This is a genomic window from Lacipirellulaceae bacterium, assembly GCA_040218535.1.
Classification (GTDB): Bacteria; Planctomycetota; Planctomycetia; order Pirellulales; family Lacipirellulaceae; genus Adhaeretor.
In genome coordinates, this window is sequence record JAVJRG010000001.1 from 1 (window position 1) to 19,818 (window position 19,818).

Annotated in this window: 18 protein-coding genes; 13 read left to right on the forward strand and 5 right to left on the reverse strand. The window is 51.6% G+C overall.

Annotated elements, in window-relative coordinates; translation table 11 throughout:
- The first annotated feature begins 319 nt into the window (after window positions 1-319).
- Both RIB44_00005 and RIB44_00010 read left to right on the forward strand, forming a co-directional pair.
- Window positions 320-808: a pyridoxamine 5'-phosphate oxidase family protein gene (locus RIB44_00005; GenBank protein ID MEQ8614954.1), complete on the forward strand. Its 489-nt coding sequence runs from the start codon at window positions 320-322 to the stop codon at window positions 806-808.
- A gap of 126 nt (window positions 809-934) precedes the next feature.
- Window positions 935-1,774: an EcsC family protein gene (locus tag RIB44_00010; protein MEQ8614955.1), complete on the forward strand. Its 840-nt coding sequence runs from the start codon at window positions 935-937 to the stop codon at window positions 1,772-1,774.
- Between the two features lie 325 nt (window positions 1,775-2,099).
- On the opposite strand, the gene RIB44_00015 is transcribed toward RIB44_00010, so the two are convergent.
- Complete coding sequence (locus RIB44_00015) at window positions 2,100-2,936, reverse strand: PRC-barrel domain-containing protein (GenBank protein MEQ8614956.1); 837 nt, start codon at window positions 2,934-2,936, stop codon at window positions 2,100-2,102.
- A gap of 649 nt (window positions 2,937-3,585) precedes the next feature.
- Between RIB44_00015 and RIB44_00020 the strand changes: the two genes are divergently transcribed.
- Window positions 3,586-4,050, forward strand: a complete 465-nt coding sequence (locus RIB44_00020) for a PA2169 family four-helix-bundle protein (GenBank protein ID MEQ8614957.1) — start codon at window positions 3,586-3,588, stop codon at window positions 4,048-4,050.
- Between the two features lie 97 nt (window positions 4,051-4,147).
- Window positions 4,148-4,891 (forward strand): DUF3891 family protein, encoded by a 744-nt coding sequence (locus tag RIB44_00025; protein ID MEQ8614958.1) that lies wholly within the window; start codon window positions 4,148-4,150, stop codon window positions 4,889-4,891.
- Window positions 4,892-4,901: 10 nt separating this feature from the next.
- Here RIB44_00025 and RIB44_00030 read toward each other — a convergent pair whose 3' ends face one another.
- Window positions 4,902-5,504 carry an ANTAR domain-containing protein gene (locus RIB44_00030; protein ID MEQ8614959.1) on the reverse strand — a complete coding sequence of 201 codons (603 nt, stop codon included), beginning with the start codon at window positions 5,502-5,504 and terminating at the stop codon, window positions 4,902-4,904.
- A gap of 282 nt (window positions 5,505-5,786) precedes the next feature.
- On the opposite strand from RIB44_00030, the gene RIB44_00035 reads away from it, so the two are divergent.
- From RIB44_00035 to RIB44_00070, 8 genes are all read left to right on the forward strand, one after another.
- On the forward strand, window positions 5,787-6,386 hold the full coding sequence (locus tag RIB44_00035) for a DUF892 family protein (GenBank protein ID MEQ8614960.1): 600 nt from the start codon (window positions 5,787-5,789) through the stop codon (window positions 6,384-6,386).
- A complete protein-coding gene (locus RIB44_00040; GenBank protein MEQ8614961.1) occupies window positions 6,379-8,178 on the forward strand; it encodes an alpha-amylase family glycosyl hydrolase in 1,800 nt (599 codons plus the stop codon). Before RIB44_00035 ends, RIB44_00040 begins: the two co-directional genes overlap by 8 nt.
- Window positions 8,179-8,509: 331 nt before the next feature.
- A complete protein-coding gene (sbnA, locus tag RIB44_00045; protein MEQ8614962.1) occupies window positions 8,510-9,529 on the forward strand; it encodes a 2,3-diaminopropionate biosynthesis protein SbnA in 1,020 nt (339 codons plus the stop codon).
- Window positions 9,530-10,614: 1,085 nt separating this feature from the next.
- Entirely contained in the window at window positions 10,615-11,259 is a 645-nt protein-coding gene (locus RIB44_00050; GenBank protein MEQ8614963.1) for a hypothetical protein, read from the forward strand.
- On the forward strand, window positions 11,249-12,304 hold the full coding sequence (locus RIB44_00055; GenBank protein ID MEQ8614964.1) for a hypothetical protein: 1,056 nt from the start codon (window positions 11,249-11,251) through the stop codon (window positions 12,302-12,304). Before RIB44_00050 ends, RIB44_00055 begins: the two co-directional genes overlap by 11 nt.
- Window positions 12,305-12,347: 43 nt before the next feature.
- Window positions 12,348-13,871, forward strand: a complete 1,524-nt coding sequence (locus tag RIB44_00060) for an FAD-binding domain-containing protein (protein MEQ8614965.1) — start codon at window positions 12,348-12,350, stop codon at window positions 13,869-13,871.
- A 13-nt stretch (window positions 13,872-13,884) separates the two neighbouring features.
- Window positions 13,885-15,357: a deoxyribodipyrimidine photo-lyase gene (locus RIB44_00065; protein MEQ8614966.1), complete on the forward strand. Its 1,473-nt coding sequence runs from the start codon at window positions 13,885-13,887 to the stop codon at window positions 15,355-15,357.
- 43 nt (window positions 15,358-15,400) lie between these two features.
- Entirely contained in the window at window positions 15,401-15,892 is a 492-nt protein-coding gene (locus RIB44_00070; protein ID MEQ8614967.1) for a DUF421 domain-containing protein, read from the forward strand.
- 53 nt (window positions 15,893-15,945) lie between these two features.
- Here RIB44_00070 and RIB44_00075 read toward each other — a convergent pair whose 3' ends face one another.
- The 3 genes from RIB44_00075 to RIB44_00085 form a co-directional block, all read right to left on the reverse strand.
- Entirely contained in the window at window positions 15,946-17,331 is a 1,386-nt protein-coding gene (locus RIB44_00075) for a Y4yA family PLP-dependent enzyme (protein ID MEQ8614968.1), read from the reverse strand.
- 132 nt (window positions 17,332-17,463) lie between these two features.
- On the reverse strand, window positions 17,464-18,726 hold the full coding sequence (locus RIB44_00080) for a cation:proton antiporter (GenBank protein ID MEQ8614969.1): 1,263 nt from the start codon (window positions 18,724-18,726) through the stop codon (window positions 17,464-17,466).
- A gap of 470 nt (window positions 18,727-19,196) precedes the next feature.
- The gene (locus tag RIB44_00085) at window positions 19,197-19,460 is read right to left on the reverse strand and encodes a hypothetical protein (GenBank protein MEQ8614970.1); all 264 of its coding nucleotides are present in this window, start codon (window positions 19,458-19,460) and stop codon (window positions 19,197-19,199) included.
- An 11-nt stretch (window positions 19,461-19,471) separates the two neighbouring features.
- Between RIB44_00085 and RIB44_00090 the strand changes: the two genes are divergently transcribed.
- Window positions 19,472-19,648 (forward strand): hypothetical protein, encoded by a 177-nt coding sequence (locus tag RIB44_00090; GenBank protein ID MEQ8614971.1) that lies wholly within the window; start codon window positions 19,472-19,474, stop codon window positions 19,646-19,648.
- The last annotated feature ends 170 nt before the right edge of the window (window positions 19,649-19,818 follow it).

Genomic DNA, 19,818 nt, shown 5'->3' on the forward strand with positions numbered 1-19,818 from the left:
AGTGCATTGGATTACCAGACCCCAGCGGCATTCGCCGCCAGCAGGCTTGCTTCCGTTCGGCCTACGGCCTCACTCCAGCAAGCCTGCTGCAGTAACCCCGATTCTCTCACTTAGGCTGGTACTGAAAACGGGGGAAGGTCAAAAGCGACATTCAAACCTCCAACGAATCCCGTATGGTGGCATCCCGTCATTGACCGGGGGCCAAAGAGCTGCTTATGTGACTCGCGTAGCTTGCCTCAAGAGGCTAAACTATTTGACTCCTGTCTCGGCGAATGCATTAGTGATATCACCAGTAAAGCGTCTGTCGAGGTAGGTTTCCATGAACGATTCTCCCGCCGAAAATTTCCATTCACTTCTCAAGAAGTTCGATCAAGGCATGCTTGTCACGCGATCTGCGGATGGCCAGATCCGCAGTCGCCCGATGCAGATTGCCGGTTGCGACGCAGACTCGGATCTTTGGTTCGTAACAACGAAGGAGACGGGTAAAGTTACCGACATCGACAATGACAGTCACGTTTGTGTTGCTCTCCGTGATGGTCGGACCTTCCTTTCGCTCAGCGGAAAAGCACGTGTTGTTACTGATCAGACCAAGCTCGACGAGTTGTGGAGCGAAGCCTGGCGTGTCTGGTTTCCCGATGGTAAGGAGGATCCCAACTTAGTACTTATTCATATTGATGCGACCGAGGGCGAGTATTGGGACCAGTCGGGACTTAAAGGATTAAAATATCTTTTCAAAGCTGGCAAAGCCTATCTGGCTGGCCAACGCCCAGAGCTAGACGAAGAGTCACACAGCAAGGTGCAGCTCTAGCAAGGAGCATATAGGCGGCAAGTCTCCCTGACCGTGGTATCTACCGTCATCCGCGTTCCCTACACTCACCACTTCCATCTAGTGACGCACCAGAGTTGCTGATTTCCATAGACAGAGCGGTTCGAAATGACTGAAGAACTACAGCAAATCGACGCACTCCAGTCTCAAGACTGGCAGTTACTTCACGATGCAGTTCGTTACCTGGAATCCTCAAGTTGGGCGGACAAGTTGGCGTCCACTTTGGGAGTGCCCGTCGAGACCCTGATGGGACGACTTCCAAGCCCGCTGAGGAAGCGACTGGAAGGAACGATTGAAGGTGTCTTGAGCCGTGCTTACGATATCGCCTTAGCGACACACGGCACCGGAGGCGACGACTCAACCTCGAATGTTGGACACAAACTGCTAGCCCTGAGTCTGGGAGCAGCAGGTGGCTTCTTTGGTACGGCTGCTTTGCTGGTTGAGATTCCCGCGACGACGGTTGTTATGCTGCGTTCAATAGCCGACATTGCCGCGAGTCGCGGCGAAGACCTGAGCACTGAAGAAGCCCGCATGGCTTGCCTTGAGGTCTTCGCGTTGGGCTCAGGTCAAGCCGATGAAGAACGCATCGCCGAGGAGTCGATGTTTCGAAGCAGCTATTTCGCCACTCGAGCCATGCTGGCCCAGCAAGTGACAATCGCAGTGCGTTCACTAGCCGCAGGGGGTTCACTAGAAACGAGTTCGCTGCTAGCGAAACTCATCGCTCGAATCGCTCCGCGGTTCGGGGTGGTTGTCTCACAAAAAGCAGCCGCACAAGCAGTGCCAATCCTTGGCGCGATTGGTGGAGGCACGGTGAATACGCTGTTTATAGACCACTACCAAAAGACCGCTGAGGCGCATTTCTCCGTACGAAAGTTACAGAGAAAGTATGGCAAAATTGTTATACAACAAGCCTACGAACATATCGCCACTGCCATTGAGCGTAACTGACAGATGAACAATAGTCTCTTCACTATGAAGCTCATAGCCGTCCAGTCAGCAGCAGCACGATTAAGATGAGCAGGATGACACCACCTAGACCGCCTAGGGCAACATTCTTAATAACTGCTGCCAGAATTAGTATTACAAGCACAGTGCCTAGCAAGCCATATCGCATTTTGATTATCCCATCATGAAAAGAGTTAGTAGTAGGTCATAGACGCTATCTTAGTCACATGAAGACCGCCTACCAAGCAATTAGGCAATTGCCTAAGTCTCAGTAGGCGGCCTTAGGGCACGACCTCTTGTCGAAGCCTCTTCCGTGGCCTTTCAGAGCCTACTTCTCCGAATCGTTTTGCTCGCCATCATAGCGATCGTATCGTTCTAACGTAGCATAGCTGCGATCGTTACGATTTTTCCACTTCTGATCAGCCATGTTTGGCCAGTTGTCCGTGTCGAAACCTTCCGCGTTTTCGAACTGCTGCTTCGTCGCATTCAATGTTGCTGTCACTTCCTTACCTTCCTTCATGCGGAAGTTAAAAGCATCGAACGGGACTGCGAAAAGTCCATCTCCAATGCCAAGCGTGCCTCCAGCTTCTAGAGCCACGTAGAGCGCTTTTCCACGACGAGCACCAAACACCAAGTCATTGATTTCGCCAACAGTTTCATCATTGCCGTTTCCAATGTTTAGGCCCATGAGCTGGCTGACGCGATAGACACCGCGTCCAGATTTTTGTCGATAAGCTTCTTCCTCGAGCTTTCTTCGCTCTGTGCGATCGCGATCTTCACGACGCTTGTCACCTCGTCGATTCTCTTGGCGAACGTTTTGGAAAGTGTCGGAGTGTTTCGTGCGCCATTGACGATCAGCCATGTTGGGCCAGTTGTCTTGGTCGAAACCTTCGACATTCTCGAAGTCTTCTTCTTGCACATTGAGGGTACCAATCCACTCGTTGTCTTTATTCTTGCTCCAGCGGAACGCATCGAGCGGAATGGCGAAGAGTTTGTCGCCAATGCCTAGGAACCCACCAGCCGACAGGGCAACGTATTTCACTTTCCCCGTGGCATCATCCAAAACGAGATCGTTGATTTCGCCAACGGTTTCATCTTCGTCATTGGTGATGTTCAAACCGACCAACTGACTCGCCCTAACGGGCTCTCCTTCGCTAAGCTTCATGTCTCTGTTGCCTGCACGTTCAGCATTCGCAGCTGGTTGTGCTGACGCAACTGTTGTCGCGGCTAGCAAGCAGCACGAAGCCCCTGTGATCAATAGACTTCTCATCTTCATTTCTCCAAACTTCGGCAGGGCAATAAATAGTTAGATTGAGCAGCGGCCCGTATGCACGCTCAATCCAGTTTCCAGCAGATACTGCTGGATTTCGCCCGACCTGATACCTCCCTCACGCAGCCTCCTCTACTCCGCAAATTGCACGACCCCGAATTGAATCAGCGCATAAAAAAAGCCTGTTTCTTTTCCCACAGGAAGAAACAGGCTGCGTAGCCTACCTGAAACCGCGACCGCTCTGTCGAGGCTCAGAAGTGTGACACGTTATGCCGCACTGCACTTACCGTAGCGGATTAGATATCATTGTCAAGGAAAATCCCAAGAATCGAGTTTCGAATTGATATTGAATGATAGTCAGCCCCATTCTCGCTCGTCTTGATCGCTCTGCCTCCTACTTTCGAGGAAAAGGCAATCGCATAATTGACGTTGAAGTCTAGGAGCGTTAGAAACGAGACTGTCAGGCATAAGTCCTCTCGGTGAAGCATCTGCGGCTGAAGCTTCTACAATTCGGCCCACTCATCTATTCGAAGGAGTACTAGACATGTCTGCCACGTCAAACTTGACCGAAGAAACGGTCGAACACCTTCAACAGTTGATTCAGGTCAACATCGATAGTCGTGAAGGCTTTGAGGAAGCGGCCGAAGCGATTGACGATCCTAAAGTACAGAAGCTGTTCCGTCGACTTGAGTCGGAAAGAGCGGCAAACGTCGAAGAATTGAAGCAGATCGTTGAATTTAGCGGCGTCGAGGCGGAGGATGATGGCTCAATCATGGCTGCTGTCCATCGTTGCTGGCTGGAGGCGCGTGCCGCGCTAAACGGGGGTGACGCCCACGTCGTACTGTGCGAGGCGGAAAAGGGAGAGGACAAGATTAAGGAGCAATACGAAGAATGCCTCAAGGACAATCCTGGTTCAGCCGTAAGCGACGTGCTGCATGCTCAGTACGCCAAGGTTAAGGCGGGGCACGACGAAGTGCGTGACTTGCGAGATGCTTACGCTGAGAAATAGTGCCGTCTGATTGGGGGAATGATGGTGAAGACTGGTCTGCCGTTGCGGTCGAAACGCTGGCAGGCCAGCTTTTCCTATGAGCAATTGAGTTTTTGCTGTGATAGTTAGAAATGTCGAAGAGGGTTGGGAAATCATATTTCAGGGCTCGCACGGCTTGCTCGCTGGCCAGTTTGCACGACGTATGATTGCAGCCAAGGAGATCAAGTTCCCTCTGGAAACCCTGTCTTCGATTATTGAGCATGACGATCTCAAAGAAGAGTTTGGTGACGATACCTACGTGACCGATGCGGGTGCTCCGAAAGATTTCACACTGTTTGAATTCTCAGCGAACGAACGGTATCAGGAGTCTCGCCGTCGTATCGAACACGCCTACCGGAAGCATCGGTGGATGGGACTACTAATCTCGAAGCATGTAGAATTTCTCTACGAGGGCGAGGAAACCGCTAAACGGCTAACCGATCTGATCGAAGAAGAGAAACAGCATCGTGAGAAAGTGCTGAAGCAGCTTGGAATCGATTGCGAAGTACTCGACACGGCCTACGAATTGCTTAGATGGTGCGATCGCTGCTCGCTGATACTCTGTCGAGAAAATCTCCCGGCCATGGAGCGTCGACTGGAGATCATGACTGATAGGTCAGATACCCGCTTCGAGATCTGGAAGTGCGAATCAGACTACGTGCATGTGGAACCTTGGCCCTTCGATTGCGAAGATTTCGAGGTTGCTGTCGAAGTTCATTCGGTCAAAAGATTGAGTTACAGCAGCGACAAGCAGCTGGAAAGTGACTTGGCAGAAGGGCAGACTGAGCTTCGCCGTTGGACCTTCACCAATGAGGGCTGTTAGAGGAGGTACCCTAAAGCTTATCAAGCTCAGCGGCTGTAATCACAGCTTCAGCCACGGCAACCATCTTCATGCGTTTCGTCGTTGAAAGCTTCTGTAGCCTCCTGAATGCTTCAGATTCGTCGATGTCTTGAGAACTCATAAGGATGCCTTTGGCACGCTCGATGACTTTTCGAGCCGCCATCGCATCTTTTAGGACTTCGACTTCTTTGTGGAGTTCTTCGAATTGTTTAAAACGCTCAACAACGAGGTAAATTGTTGGCTTGAGTTGCTCTTCATCAATCGGCTCAACCAGATAAGCCATCACGTGATCTTTCAGTGCCTCCTCGACGTTCAGCAACGATGATTGCGGGGTCACAATGATGCCAGGCGTTGGGTCCTTCTCACTGATTTCGATCAAGGTATCAACGGTATCACCGTCTTCGAGGTCGATTCCGCTAATGATCAAGTCTGGCGCTCTATCGAGGCAAGTCTCGAGCAGCGCTTGATTGCTGTTGCAAACAATACGGACTCGATGCCCCAGTTCTCCGACACCATTGCAAAGCGTATTACGGGTTTCCTCGCTGCAATGGGCGATCACCACATCAAGATTAGTGGGTAATTGAACTTCGCTCATTTATGTTTGTATCTCTATGGACAAATATCGAAGTGAGCTACTGCCTGCCGAGAGAGGGCCAAGTCCGCGGTAACAGGATAATGTTTGACAACATTCATTCCTACCGTTAACATCAGGGCAGTTTGGTAGTTGGTCTCCCTTAGTGAGTCCTCCAAACGGGGATCTCTGATCAGCTCCCGCATCCGGCCAACGATAGCCCGGTCACGACCTTTGCGTGATCGGGCTTTTTTTGTGCGGCGGTCCCAACCACGCCTTTTTCTCGCTAGCGAGATCGCCGGATCTATGACTGCCCTCGACCGAAGACCTATCGAAAGGAGCGAGCTGTTAGCAACCTGTCGTGAAAGTGCTTACGAGCTGTTTGACGCGGAGTGCCGTTTAGATGAAATGCTTGGCGACGGTTATTTCCAGACAAAGCATCGCGGGTTCGCAGCCTTGATCAAAAGATTTCAGGCCGAAGGACAAGAGCGAATCGCTCGGTTTGAGCGTGTTTTCACTCGGCTCGACACACCGCCTCGTCGACACATAAGCCGTAGCGTCGTTGCGATAGTTGCCGCCGGAGAGATCCGTGCAGATCAGACACACAAAGAAAGACTTCGAGACTTAGCACTACTAGAAGTTTTACTGAGGATAAAGCACTACAGTGTTGCAGGTTACGATCTTCTGATAGGAATGGCGGATACACTTAAGAAAAGTGAGACTTCGCGTTTGCTAATTAAAAGCTATGAGGAAGAAGTCTTAGCCATCGACGCAATCATGAGTCTGGGGGAGGTCAGCTTCTACGGGGAGCTAGCTGTTGTGGGGCAGCTTGAAGAAACTCGTACACGAACCATATCTACAGAAAATCAGTCACAAGAAAAGGCGTCGGAGAAAAACAGTGAGTGAAGCAAGCACAATCATCAATCGAGAGTTGGCACCGCTGGGAAGTACAGTCGTTGAAGAGGGCGTCACGTTCCATGTCTGGGCTCCGCATGCTGAGGCCGTGTCTGTCATTGGGGACTTTAACAACTGGCAAGAAGGTGCGACACCAATGCACCGCACTGACAGAGATAGCTGGCAGTGTCTGGTCGAGGACGCAGAGATCGGGCAAGAGTACCGTTACTTGATCCACAACGGTACACAGAAGCTCAGCCGTATCGACCCCTATGCTAGAGAAGTCACAAATTCCGTTGGGAATGGGGTGATTTCCGATACATCGTTCGATTGGGGGGACGACGATTTCGAGCTTCCAACGTTGAACGAGTTAGTCATCTACGAGATGCACGTCGGCACATTCAACAGGCCTGCCGATGAAGATGTCGGTGAATTTGAGGATGTTGAAGCCAAGCTTCAGTACTTAGCAGGGCTCGGCGTCAATGCGATCCAGATCATGCCCTCGGCGGAATTCGCTGGCGATATTTCATGGGGTTATAATCCGGCCCATATTTTCGCCGTCGAAAGTGCCTACGGCGGTCCTCGTGCGCTAAAGCAATTAGTCAAGAGTGCTCACCAGCATGGCATCGGCGTCATCATGGACGTTGTTTATAACCACTTTGGACCGAGCGATCTCGACCTCTGGCAGTTCGATGGATGGGGTGAAAATGGAAAGGGGGGAATCTACTTCTACAACGACTGGCGATCAACAACCCCCTGGGGTGACACCCGGCCCGATTACGGACGCGGAGAAGTTCGGCAGTTTATCTACAACAATGCCATGATGTGGATGGATGAATTTCACATGGACGGGCTTCGCTATGACATGACGCTCTATATGCGATCCGTCGATGGTGATGAGTCGAGGTCCATTCCTGAAGGCTGGTCGCTGGCCCAGTGGGTCAATCGCGACATCCATCGCAAGCATCCACGCGCGATTACCATCGCTGAAGACCTCCGCAATAACGACGGCATTACCAAGCCAGAGGAGCATGGCGGTGCGAATTTTAGTTCGCAATGGGATGCCAAGTTTGTGCATCCGATCCGAGCTGTCGTCAGCACGCCTAATGACGCGGAACGATCGATGCACGCCGTCAAGGATGCCCTCTGCTATCGTTATAACCTGGATGCATTCGAGCGTGTCATCTACAGCGAATCGCACGACGAGGTCGCTAATGGTAAAAAACGTGTTCCCTCGGAAATAGATGAGGCTGACCCGGATAGTTGGTTTGCACAGAAGCGATCTACTTTAGCAGCAGCCCTCGTATTCACCGCTCCTGGGATTCCAATGATTTTTCAAGGACAGGAGTTCCTCCGTGGTAATTGGTTTGACGATTCAAATCCAATCGATTGGACAGAGGAGCAAGAATGTCAGGGCATCGTCGGTATGTACCGAGAACTGATTAAGCTGCGCCTTAATCGGGAAGGTAAGACTGCCGGGCTTACAGGCCAACGCATAGAAGTGCATCACGTGAACGATGCCGAAAAACTCATTGCATTTCGTCGCTGGAAAGATGGTGGACACGGTGACGACACGGTCATCATCGCTAATTTCTCAAACCGCGGTTGGGAAGATTACCGCGTAGGGTTTGTGCGTCCAGGCGAGTGGCGACTGCTGTTCGACAGTAACGCCCAAGTTTACAGCGAGGACTTTGAAGCGTTCCCCACACATAATGTTCAGTCCGACGAGGGGAAGTGGGATGGGCTCGCGTATAATGGTTCGTTCAGCATCGCTCCATATAGTGTTCTCATCTACGGCCAGTAATCTTTTCGCTTCCAAGGAGTCGCTCAGCATGTCGCAGAAGAAATACAAAATCGCCGAGTCCCCAGGCACCGGGCAATTCGTTTGTCAAAAGTGTGGTGTGTTTAGAGTTACGGTTACTGGTCCGCGTGATCAGCTACCTCCCTGCGAAAAGTGCGGACACGACAGTGACGTTACTTACCGAGCTTACGAAACCAGCCAAAGCAGTTAAGGAGACTAACCGTCGCCAACACTGCCCGGAACAAAGGTTCTCTGAATGATCCTATTTAAGGAAAATCGAACGGTAACGCACTCCTCTTTGAGTCCAATCGAGACACTCACTGGCCTTCCAAGTGTGAAAGGACCCGCTGAGAACGTTCTGGGCACCATTGGCGACACACCACTGATTCGCCTTAAAAGATATCTGCAAGACGCCTCAGTTGAGCTGCACGCAAAGGTCGAATATGCCAATCCGGGCAGCAGCGCGAAGGATCGCCCCGCCTTCTACATGTTGCGTAAAGCGATTGAGAAGGGTGATGTCACCGCATCGTCCACCATCGTGGAAAGTTCATCGGGCAACATGGGCATTGGATTAGCTCAAGCCTGTTGCTATTACGGGCTGCCATTCATTTGCGTTGTCGATCCACGTGCACAGGAACACAATCTGGCGATTATGCGTGCTTATGGAACTCGTATCGAGCTCGTGAAACAACCTGACGCAGATACGGGTGACTTCCTTGTGGCACGCGTCAATCGAGTACGCCAGTTGTTGCAATCGATTCCCAATGCCTACTGGCCAGACCAATATGCCAACCGTGCTAATCCAACATCGCATGCCCGCGGAACAATTAGAGAAATTTTTTCCGCATTGGACGGTCGACTCGACTATCTTTTTGTTGCTACCAGTAGCACAGGAACTGCATCAGGTTGCCAACACTTTCTCAAAGAAATAGGGAGCTCTGCGAAAGTTGTGGCAGTCGACGCGGCTGGGAGCGTATTATTCGGTGGTCTTCCTGGAGAACGGCTAATTCCCGGAATGGGCGCTGGCCGGGTATCGGAACTGGCAGCTGCGGCAAAGTTTGACGAGGTCACCCGAGTGACCGATCTCGACTGTGTCGTTGGTTGTCGGAAGCTTGTTCAGCGTGAGGCGATTCTAGCAGGTGGTTCAGCCGGGGGGGTCTTGGCTGCCATCGAGCAACGGGTTGACGCACTTGCCGGATCGACTTGCGTAGCCATTCTTCACGATTCGGGGCGAAGCTATCTCGATACCGTTTACAGTGATTCCTGGGTTGAGGCCACTCTCGGCTGTGCACCAGAAAACCTCGCCAGCTTGATCGCTGGGTATAAACCAGAAATGGTGAGTGTAGCGTGGTAAAACCAAACCAGAATTCAACTCGTGCAATTAGGAAACTGCGCGTCGATAGCAGCGATACAATGCGTTTGGCGATCGTGGGTTTCGGTCCTAAAGGGCTATTTTGCCTAGAGAGTCTAGCTGCTGAATTGGCAGAGTCGGAGGCAACGCCGCGAGTTCTCATTGACGTCTATGAGCCACATACATATCCAGGGGCAGGCGTTGTCTATGATCCGACCCAACCAGCCTATCTGTTGATGAACTACGCGGCTAAGTATGTGAACGCTTGGTCCAAAACTGAACGTGATAAGCCAGGCAAACTTTCGCTCGTCGAATGGCTAGCAGTCTTTAGGCCTGAGTACGCTTGCGCGGAGAAATTCATACCTCGAGCTACCGTTGGAGAGTACCTAACTTGGTGCTTGCAACAAATCCTCCTCAAATCACCATCACCAGTAACGGTACGATTTCTTCGGTCGCGAGTCACCTCAGTGAGCAGGCAATCGGCTTGGTCTATCAAATCGGTTGCTGAAGCTTCAGGGAGTATTTCGCATTTTAGCTATGATTCTGTCTTGCTGACCACGGGGCACGGTCACCTTTCTGGAGTGGAAAAAGCTGGCGGAATGCTTCGTGTTTATCCGACGGACGACTGGTTAAGCGAAGCTCGTATCAAACCAGCTAGCCGAGTGCGAATTCGAGGATTTGCTCTTACATGGATTGACGCAACACTTGCTCTTACAGAAGGTCGGGGCGGTAGCTTCACACGGGGCGGACTGGACGAGTTAAAATATCATGCTTCAGGATTAGAGCCCGCCATTATCGCACCGTATTCGCGAACTGGCATTCCGACTCTTGCCAAGACCGACGAAACGTGCTGGTCACCGACAACCAAATTGTCCGAGGTCTGGACTTCAGCATCTAGTATTCTTAGCCAGCTGGATAAAGACACTATTACGACGGCTGCCATCAAAAATATCGTTCTTAACGCGGCAACTGAAGCTTGCTCAATCTTGAAAGGTCAAAAAAGTTTAAAACGCCGGACTCTGATTTACTTTGAAAACTCTTTTCGTCCGGTTGCTCTTAAACATCGTGCCGCACGGGCAGTCGGCGATATGCGACGAGCGGTCGAGATCGCCAAGGGGCATCGCGAGCCGGATCCGTTGTGGAGCGTAGGTGAAGCGTGGCGGAAGCTCTATCCGTCAATCGTTGAAGCAGTCAGCCACGGTAGCTTGCCAGCAGAGCAGTGGCCAGCGTTCCGGGAACTAGCTGTCACTATGGAGCGAATCGCTTTCGGACCTCCCGCAATTAACGTCGAGAAAATGCTCGCTCTACAAGAATGCGACCTACTCAATCTCAATCGACTATCACCGCATTTTATCAGCAAGAATAGTAAGGCTTGGATCGAGCTTGATGCAACTATTCCCTCGCCTCACACCGCCCAGAGCGAAGGACCACTCGCTGAGCTTGCTCATGAAGGGCATTTGCGGTTTGCGAGTGGGGCGAAAGGCGTCGAGATAACGCCTGAAGGCCAATGTCTGAGCAACACAGGAGCCCCAACGAAAGGGCTGTACTGTATTGGACGGCCAACCGAAGGCTGGGTTCTCGGTAACGATACACTAAGCCGCACACTGCATGGTCATCCCGAGCAGTGGGCCAAATCCTGGGCTCAATTAATGCTGCGAGAAGTAAAGCTACGGCCGGATTTGGATAATGGATGCTATACGATGAGCCAAGGTAGCTTACAGCATGCCAACTAAGCAACTTAAAGGAAAACGACGTGCGAAAGAAGCAGGCCTACTCTACGTCAACAGCTTCGATAAAGGCTTAAGCCGACGGCGTTGCGGTAATGGTTTCACCTACTTGACGACCACAGGCAAAACAGTCGCTTCAGAGAGAACACGTGAGCGGATTCAAAGTTTAGCCATACCGCCCGCCTGGGAAGAAGTTTGGATCTGCCCAAAGATGAATGGGCATATTCTTGCTCGCGGCGTCGATGATCAAGGGCGTCCTCAATACATTTACCACGAGCGTTGGCAAGCAATCAGCTCAGCAACAAAGTTTGACCGAATGCATTTGATGGCTGAATTGTTACCGCGGATACGTCGGCGAGTCAGGAAAGACCTCACAGCCAAAGCGTTGTCTAGAGAACGGGTACTTGCAGCCGTGGTAAGGCTTCTCGACAAGGCTCATTTGCGTGTCGGCAATGAGCGATACACCCAAGAGCGAGGCAGTCGGGGGGCAACAACACTTGCTTCAAATCATGTTGAGATCGAGGAGTTCAGCGTATCGCTCGACTTTCCTGCGAAGAGTGGCAAACAGAGAAGCGTCGAATTCTCCGACAAGAAGATAGCAAAGGTTGTCCAGCAATGTGAGGAGCTCGATGGCCAGTATCTATTCTGCTATCGCGATCGTGAGGGAGAACTGCGCTCCGTCGAATCGACTCAGGTAAATGAGTACCTTAAGGAGGTGACTGACGAAGCAGTCACAGCGAAGGACTTCCGAACTTGGTCGGGAAGTGTTATCGCTCTCTCACAATTGAAAGAAGTAGAGAAAGACTTGACGACGACCGAGTTGAAAAAGGCAATCAATCAAGCTGTCGCTACGGCCGCTGACGAACTTGGTAATACCAAAGCTGTATGCCGCAGTAGCTATATTCACCCTGGGCTCCTTTCCACGGCAGAAGCGGGTCAGTTTTATGATTTGCTGGACAAAGTCGGTTCAGTAAAATCGAAGCCGAAAGCAGAGTTGACTCAAGATGAGGATCTGTTCCGAAGAGTTCTGCCGCATTTAGAATTCAACTAATGCCATGGCTTGCTAGGCAAAAATCAGCGTCTGATTCACAATCATGAGTGAACCTCAATCAATTGTGTGGTGGATCAAGAAAGACTTCCGCCTGGGCGATAATCCGGCTCTGGCGTATGCGTTGGGAATGGGGCAACCGGTGATACCGGTTTTCATCTTCGAGCCGTCTGCCCTCAAGGCTCCGGAAACTTCGGCGTTTCACGTTGCGGCTTGGCTCGATGGACTGAAGGAACTGAGAGCGAAGCTGCGTGAATGCGGTGGCGACCTCGTCCTGCTCCGAGGCGAAGTCGTCGAGGTCCTCAAGAAACTGCACAGGCTTGTCAACATCTCGGAACTCGTGAGTCATGAGGAGATTGGAAGCGACCGCACCTACCAACGTGACTGTGACGTGTCTCTCTGGTGCCGCGAACAGGGGGTCACGTGGTATGAACCGATGCAAACGGCCGTCTTTCGCAGGCTGAAGGACCGCGATCGAAGATCTCAGCGGTGGCGTGAATGGATGGACGACGGACCCTTGCCAGTCCCCAGCGAAAAAGCCCTAGGATTGATATCGGTACCCCCGAAGGTGATGAAGCTTCGAGACAGTGCCTGTCGTCGACCCTCTCTAGCGGCGTTTGGTTTCAAGCTTACTGCCTCGCAGCAACGCTACAGGCAGCGTGTGACAGAAAGTCATGCACGCGAGACTATGGATGACTTCTTGCACGCTCGTGGGCTCGCCTACAGCGGAGGGATCAGCTCACCGAACACCGCCTTTGATGCAAGCTCTCGATTGTCCGTGCATCTGGCTTGGGGAACCATCACTGGCCGCGAAGTCTACGCAGCCAATGAAAAACGCATGGCCGAGTTGAAATCTTGGGACCACCCAGACGCAGGCAAGTGGAGACGATCGCTCAACGCTTTCCGCTCGCGGTTGCACTGGCGAGATCACTTTATCCAGCGGCTTGAGACTGAACCGACGCTTGAGTTCCATCCAATAAACCGAGCCTACGAGAAACTTACCTTTTCAAAGGAAAAGAAGCGGCTCGCCCGTTGGTGTCATGGTGAGACCGGCTTTCCTTTAGTTGATGCGTGCATTCGTTGCGCCCAGACGACCGGTTTTCTAAATTTTCGCATGCGGTGCATGATCACCTCAGTGGCCTGCCACGCACTCAGACTAAACTGGCAACAGATCATGTGGCCGATGGCTCGCTGGTGGGCCGACTACGAGCCAGGAATTCACCTCGCTCAGCTTCAGATGCAGGCTGGCGTTGTAGGAATTAATTCACTTCGGACCTACAACCCAGCCAAACAGATCGCTGATCACGACCCGCGTGCTAAGTTCATCAAACGCTGGATTCCCGAACTGCGCGGCGTAAATCCCGCAAAGATCATCGCTCATCAGGATGATCCGATGAAGAACTACCATTCGCCAGTCGTCAATTGGAAAGCAAGCACGAGCGAAATGCGAGCCGACTACTATGCGATTCGCCGTGATCCCAAAACCAAAGAGCTAGCCGAGCGAGTTTTGCAAGAGCATGGTTCTCGGAAACCTCCCAACTCACGCCGTCGGAAGAAATCGAGCAGGTGAGCTCTCGAAGTCCATGAAGTTACCTTCCAAAGATCTTCGACGAAGGACACGCCGACTTAACAAGCGACACCTGCGGCGTGATCGTAAGTATGTGCTCTGCTGGATTCAGCAGTCTTTGCGAGGTTACGACAACCCAGCACTCGATGTCGCCATTGCGATCGGAAACGAGCAAAAATTGCCCGTGGTCGTCTATCATGGCCTCGACAATCGTTATCCTTACGCCTCTCATCGGTTTCATCGCTTTATTTTGGAAGCTTCTCAGAGCTTCGAAAGCGATCTGAAGAAACGCCGACTACGTTTCTGTCGTTACGTTCGCAGACCAGCCAAGGTCGAACCAGTACTCGTCTACCGATTGGCTGAGGATGCCGCATGTCTTGTTACCGATGATGTGCCAACTTTTGTCGCTCGCCGCCAAGCCGAGAGTGTAGCGAGAAAAATACCTCTTGCCATGTTTACTGTCGATGCTGCTTGCGCCGTGCCAATGAGCCTGATCTCACCAAAGGTCACGACAACGAAAGGCTTCCGTGCTGCTCACAAGCCACTACGCGAACCTGCCCTTGAAGCCGCGTGCGACTTAAAGCCGGAAGTTCGTAAGTTCACGGGCAAGCTTTGCTTCGAGCATGATGCGATTGAGAGCTTTTCGTCGCGTCGTTTGGATACGCTTATTAAGCGTTGCGAAGTAGATACGGATTTGCCGCCAGCACCGTGGTTCCCGGGTAGCCGGAAAGCAGCCATCCAGCGACTTGAGTACGCGCTTGAGAACATCATTCCACGTTACAAATGGACTCGCAACAATCCCGCACTTGTGGACTCGACCACCAGGCTCTCGCCCTATATGCACTTTGGCGTCCTCGGCTCCAGGGAGGTCGCTCGGGCAGTCCAGCGGGCTGAATTGCACTCGGCGGCACGCTGGAAATTCCTTGACGAGCTTCTCACTTGGCGAGAGTATCACTACCACCTTTGTCGCCACAGCAAAGCCCCTGCGAGCTACGATCGCATTCCCAACTGGGCCCGCGAATCACTTGAAATACATGCAGACGATCCTCGAGAAAAACTGTACTCAATCGCGGAACTTCTTCACGGTCATACTGACGACGAGGTTTGGAATGTTGCACAGCGACAATTTCTTCTCGACGGCTGGATGCATAACAACCTCCGAATGTATTGGGTGAAGCAACTGATCAAATGGCTTCCGACTCCTCAGGAAGCTTGGCAGGTGGCCTGCTACTTTAATGATCGCCTAAGTCTGGACGGACGTGATCCGGCCACCTACGGAGGAATTCTCTGGGGTTTTGGCCTCAGTCGACGCGGCTACCGCGAGGTACCAATCTACGGCTGGGTGCCCACAAAATCGGATCGTGCAATGAAGAAACGCGCAGGCGTCGAGCAATGGCTTGAGAAACAACTTGCAAGAGAAATCTTCGAAATAGATTCAGGAGGATTTTCTAAAGAATCTCGTTTATACCGATTTACTAAAGGGGGCTAGAGTGATTGAGAAATGGATTAATGCGTCGCCTATTGAACTTTTGATGGTCGCACTTAGTACGGTAGTTGCCTACGCGGTGATTATCTTGCTCACACGCATATTTGGGCTCCGCAGCTTCGCCAAAATGTCAGCCACTGACTTTGCAACGACTGTGGCCATCGGCTCTCTTCTGGGAGCGACTATCTCCAGCCCACAGCCTTCGCTTGTGACGGGGCTTTGTTCCTTAGCTTGTGTCTATCTCGTGCATGGGGCACTTTCTTACTTGCGTCAAGCAACTAATTGGTGCGCCAAAGCAACCGATAACGAGCCCCTGCTATTGATGAGAGGCAGCGAAATTATTGAACAGAATTTACGTGTTGCCAATGTGACTCGCGAAGATTTATTCGCCAAGCTGAGAGAAGCAAACGCCTGCAACTACGAGCAGATTCGAGCTGTAGTTCTAGAAACAACGGGCGATGTTTCTGTCTTGCACGCAACTGACGAGTCAGTTGAATTGCACGAAGACTTCTTGCGGGGTGTTCGCTCAAGTGTCTAAGCTGAGGAATCGAATCGTGTTGCAGAGACATTCATGCGTCGAGAGACGATAGCTCAGCGGGGTAAGTCGATCGGGTCGATTAAGTAATTACTACCCTCGTCGCATACGACATTCTTCGCCAGTTGAAACTGATGCGACCGGCTTTCGCGAAAATGCATGAAATACCCTGCTGTATTTGGCCAAACGATTGTGTCCCCGACATCGACACCTAGTGGAAACTCAAGACGTCGGAGCGTCAGTAGTTCACTTTCCGTGCAATAGGCACCTGTGAGAAACCCGGAGCAAGGTTCGCTATTCTTCGACTTCGTGTTTCTCACCAATAGTGGATCAACAAGAAAATCATCACTGCCGGTTCGACACTGAGTGCTGTTCATTTCCAGCCCTATCAGATGGTGGCCTTGCGGATGTTGCTTCACATAACAAACACGCGCCGCTGTCATCCCGCCGCCATCCAACAAGCTCCGTCCCGGCTCGCATCGTAACTGTAACTGACGATGCGAAATCGCTTCCGCCATGTTTCTTGCCTCAAGCACATCTGCAGGAGCATCCAGCAATTCGGCAAACCATTGCTCAGCGGTGGGTCTTTGATAGTAGGGGTAAACATTCGCTTCGCCTCGGATGCTGTCCGCCTCAACTCGTAAACCTAAAGCATGGTTTCTATACGTGACAGGGTCACTTAATCCAAGGAGCGCCTGGTTGTGTGCATCCCAAAACCGTGTCCACTGCGATTCAATGTCCAAATAGGACATCGGGAATCCACCACCGATATCGATGAACTGGATAGCAAATCCCTCCTCACGCAACAGATCGCAGATTTGAAGTGACTGAAGAAGTGCAGCAACACGGTGATCTCTCTCGTACCCATCGAGATGAAAATGCAATCCTTCGAGGTGTAATTTGCCAGAAGCACTACCACCTTGAAAGTGCCGCAAAGCGAATGGCAACGCGTCGCTCACATCAACGCCGAATCTTGAAATAAGCGGCTGGCCTCTAAACTCGAATCCGCTTAGCCGCATCGCAACTCGTGCTTCCCTCTGTAGTAGTTGGCACACATCTTGAATGAGCTCCACTTCACTTGAGTTGTCGACGGCTATGCACACGCCGTGACTAATAGCCTCTTCAACCAGTCGACGATTCTTAATTGCAGCAGTCAGAATGAGTTGATCAGCAGCAACGCCGCGTGCTAGACATTGCTGCAACTCGGCAAGGCTAGCAACATCGATACCGCTGCCCACGTCATTTGCAGCATCAACAAAAGCTAAGCACTTATTTGCCTTCCTTGCGAAATAGACCCGAAAGTCGAGGTGACGACTTCCAGCGATAGCTTCGAGACGCTGAATGTTTCGTTTGAGGAGCTCAGGGTGGATCAAGTTTAAGGGAGATCCCAATTCTTCGATCGCATGTGTTAAGAGATCAGGTTCGTTCAGCACTCGAAGCATCCACTGCTCGAGCCTGGCAGTCAGCGGTTGCTGTCCATGGCACAAACTTTGTAGAGTTGAATCTCTGTTAGGTTTAGTCATATCGGTGTTCTAGGCGATGCTAGTTTTCTATGCAGCACTAAGTTAGAAAGCTTAGGCCGCGGGATCGCCTTTTTGTCGATTGCTTTCGTTATAGAAACTTAGAATGATCGAGGACGTAGTCGTATGCAGAACGATCGATAGAACAATAGTAGTGAGAACGATTTCGCTCAGTCTCTGACTCAACTCGTCCGACTGCATCTTCCCGATCGCATAGCTGAGATAATAGAGCGATCCGACTCCACGAAGGCCAAAGAAAGCAACTAACGACTTTTGAAACCAAGTCGCATCACTTTTTGCTAGAGCAACAGTTACTGCGAGAGGTCGGACGACCACAAATAGCAGCAAAGCAATCCACCAATCGCTGGGTAACGACCAAGCTGATGCAAGAAGCACTCCGGTGAGCACTACCATGGCGGCTTCGAGAATGCGTTCAAACTGTCCGTTAATTGAAGCAACATCTCGCAGTGTTTCTTCAGGGTGATCGTCTGAATCATCTTCCCTCGCATAGTGACGAAGAGCGACTCCAGCAGCGAAGACTGATAAAAAACCGTACGAGCCGATAGCCATCGCGCAGCCGTAGCTCACTCCGATGAGTCCTAGAGTCAAAAGCTCTTCGCACGTTGCGGGCCGCTCTGATTTACGTTTTACGTAGACGGCTAGTCGGCTTACGCCATACCCGGCTATCCAGCCCGTCAAAGTTCCAGCAATGGTTGCATAGAGTAAGTCAACCGCAAGCCACTTCCACGCTAATGCTCCAAGATCATGGACTCCTAGCAGACCCAGGCCTAGCATGATAAACGGAAATGCCGCTCCATCATTCAATCCGGCCTCTCCGGTAAGGGAATAACGCAGTCGGTCAGTGTCCTCATTGCTATTGACTTGGACTTCCCCTGCTAAAACAGGGTCTGTAGGGGCTAGAACGGCCCCGAGAAGTATAGCAGCACCTATAGGTAATCCCATGCCGTAGTAGCCAGCAATTGCAATTCCAACAATCGTAACCACCATGCCTGCAGTAGCGAGCGGAACAGCGGTTGCGCGAAAGAGTTGACCTAGTGGAGGAAGCTTCAGACCTGACGTGAGAAGACAGACTAAGACGGCTATCTCAGCAAGTACTTCGACGAGTTTCGAATCTTCCAAGAAATCAAGCTCGATGAGTTTCAGGCCCCACGGGCCAATCCCGATACCGATCGCCAAATAACAGAGAGGCATTGAGATCGGTAAAGACTTGATCGGGCCGTAGGCCAGAGCCGCGAGCAGGAACGACGCGCCTACGACCAACGACCAAGTTACTGTAGGAGAAAGAGCTAATTCCATTGAATTCGCATCGAAAGTGGTGAACGCTTTGGACTATCCTACTCTACCTGAGCTTATCTCGCACAGTTGTAGGTTTTTGTTTCAAACCACTCATTTGGGTGGGATGTCACCCAAATTGACACCTCCACTAGTATGGTACCGGTAAGATAAAGAGAAATTACTGGGCAATGAACAGAATGGACTTTCACGATGAAACAGAAACGACATACGACTGATCAGATCATTTCGAAGCCCCGTCCGGCTGATGTAGAACTCGGCAAGAGAATAAGGTATCCGAGCTCTGTATGCTGCTGGAGATCACTGAGCAGACTTACTATCGATGGCGACAGAAGTATGGCGCAATGGCTCCTGAGATTGCGAAAGAACTTAGGGCCTAGCAGGAATATAATGCTCGGCTGAAGAAGACGGTAGCTGATCAGGCCCTCGACATTGAGATCGCAAAGGAAGCTGCCAAGGGAAACTGGTAAGCCTCATGCGGCGGAGGCGTGCGGTCGACCAGGCCCGTCGATGATCGTGAGGGCGGCAGTGATCGTGGGAAATTGCGAAGCGAGGTTGATCGTGCCGCTCAGGGCTGAGTCAAAGCCGATAAACCGCAGCCGTAGAATCGCAAACACTTTACCGCGAAGAGTACACCGCCCATAGAAAGCCTGCCGCTCTCCCAAGCAGGCTTGGGCTATCTTACCTGCCAGCGTGGCAAGCCACGACCATTTGGGGGAAAGTGTGCCGCTTCGCACCGAGATAGCCTATGGAGAAGGCAATTTCCTTGCAGGCCGGAATGTACAAGACGGGACGTGCTCGCCGATGCTCGCCCCACCTCGGCCACTTAGGAAAGTCGCTAATCCGCGGCGGTTGGACCAACCGTTGGCTCGAACGCTTCACTCAAAATGAAGGCGGTGAAAACGACCTCAGCATCTTTGATTGAAGCAATTCGCGCCAGTTCAGACATTGACCGCGGCAGCTCTGACCGGCTCAGGACGTCATCACTGAGCACACTTCAGCGGTTACACCTGAAGTGCATACGGCAAGGGCGTAGATTAATATCTTGAATGAGTAAGTCAAACGCCCAATACCTAAAAAAAGCCACCGCGGCAG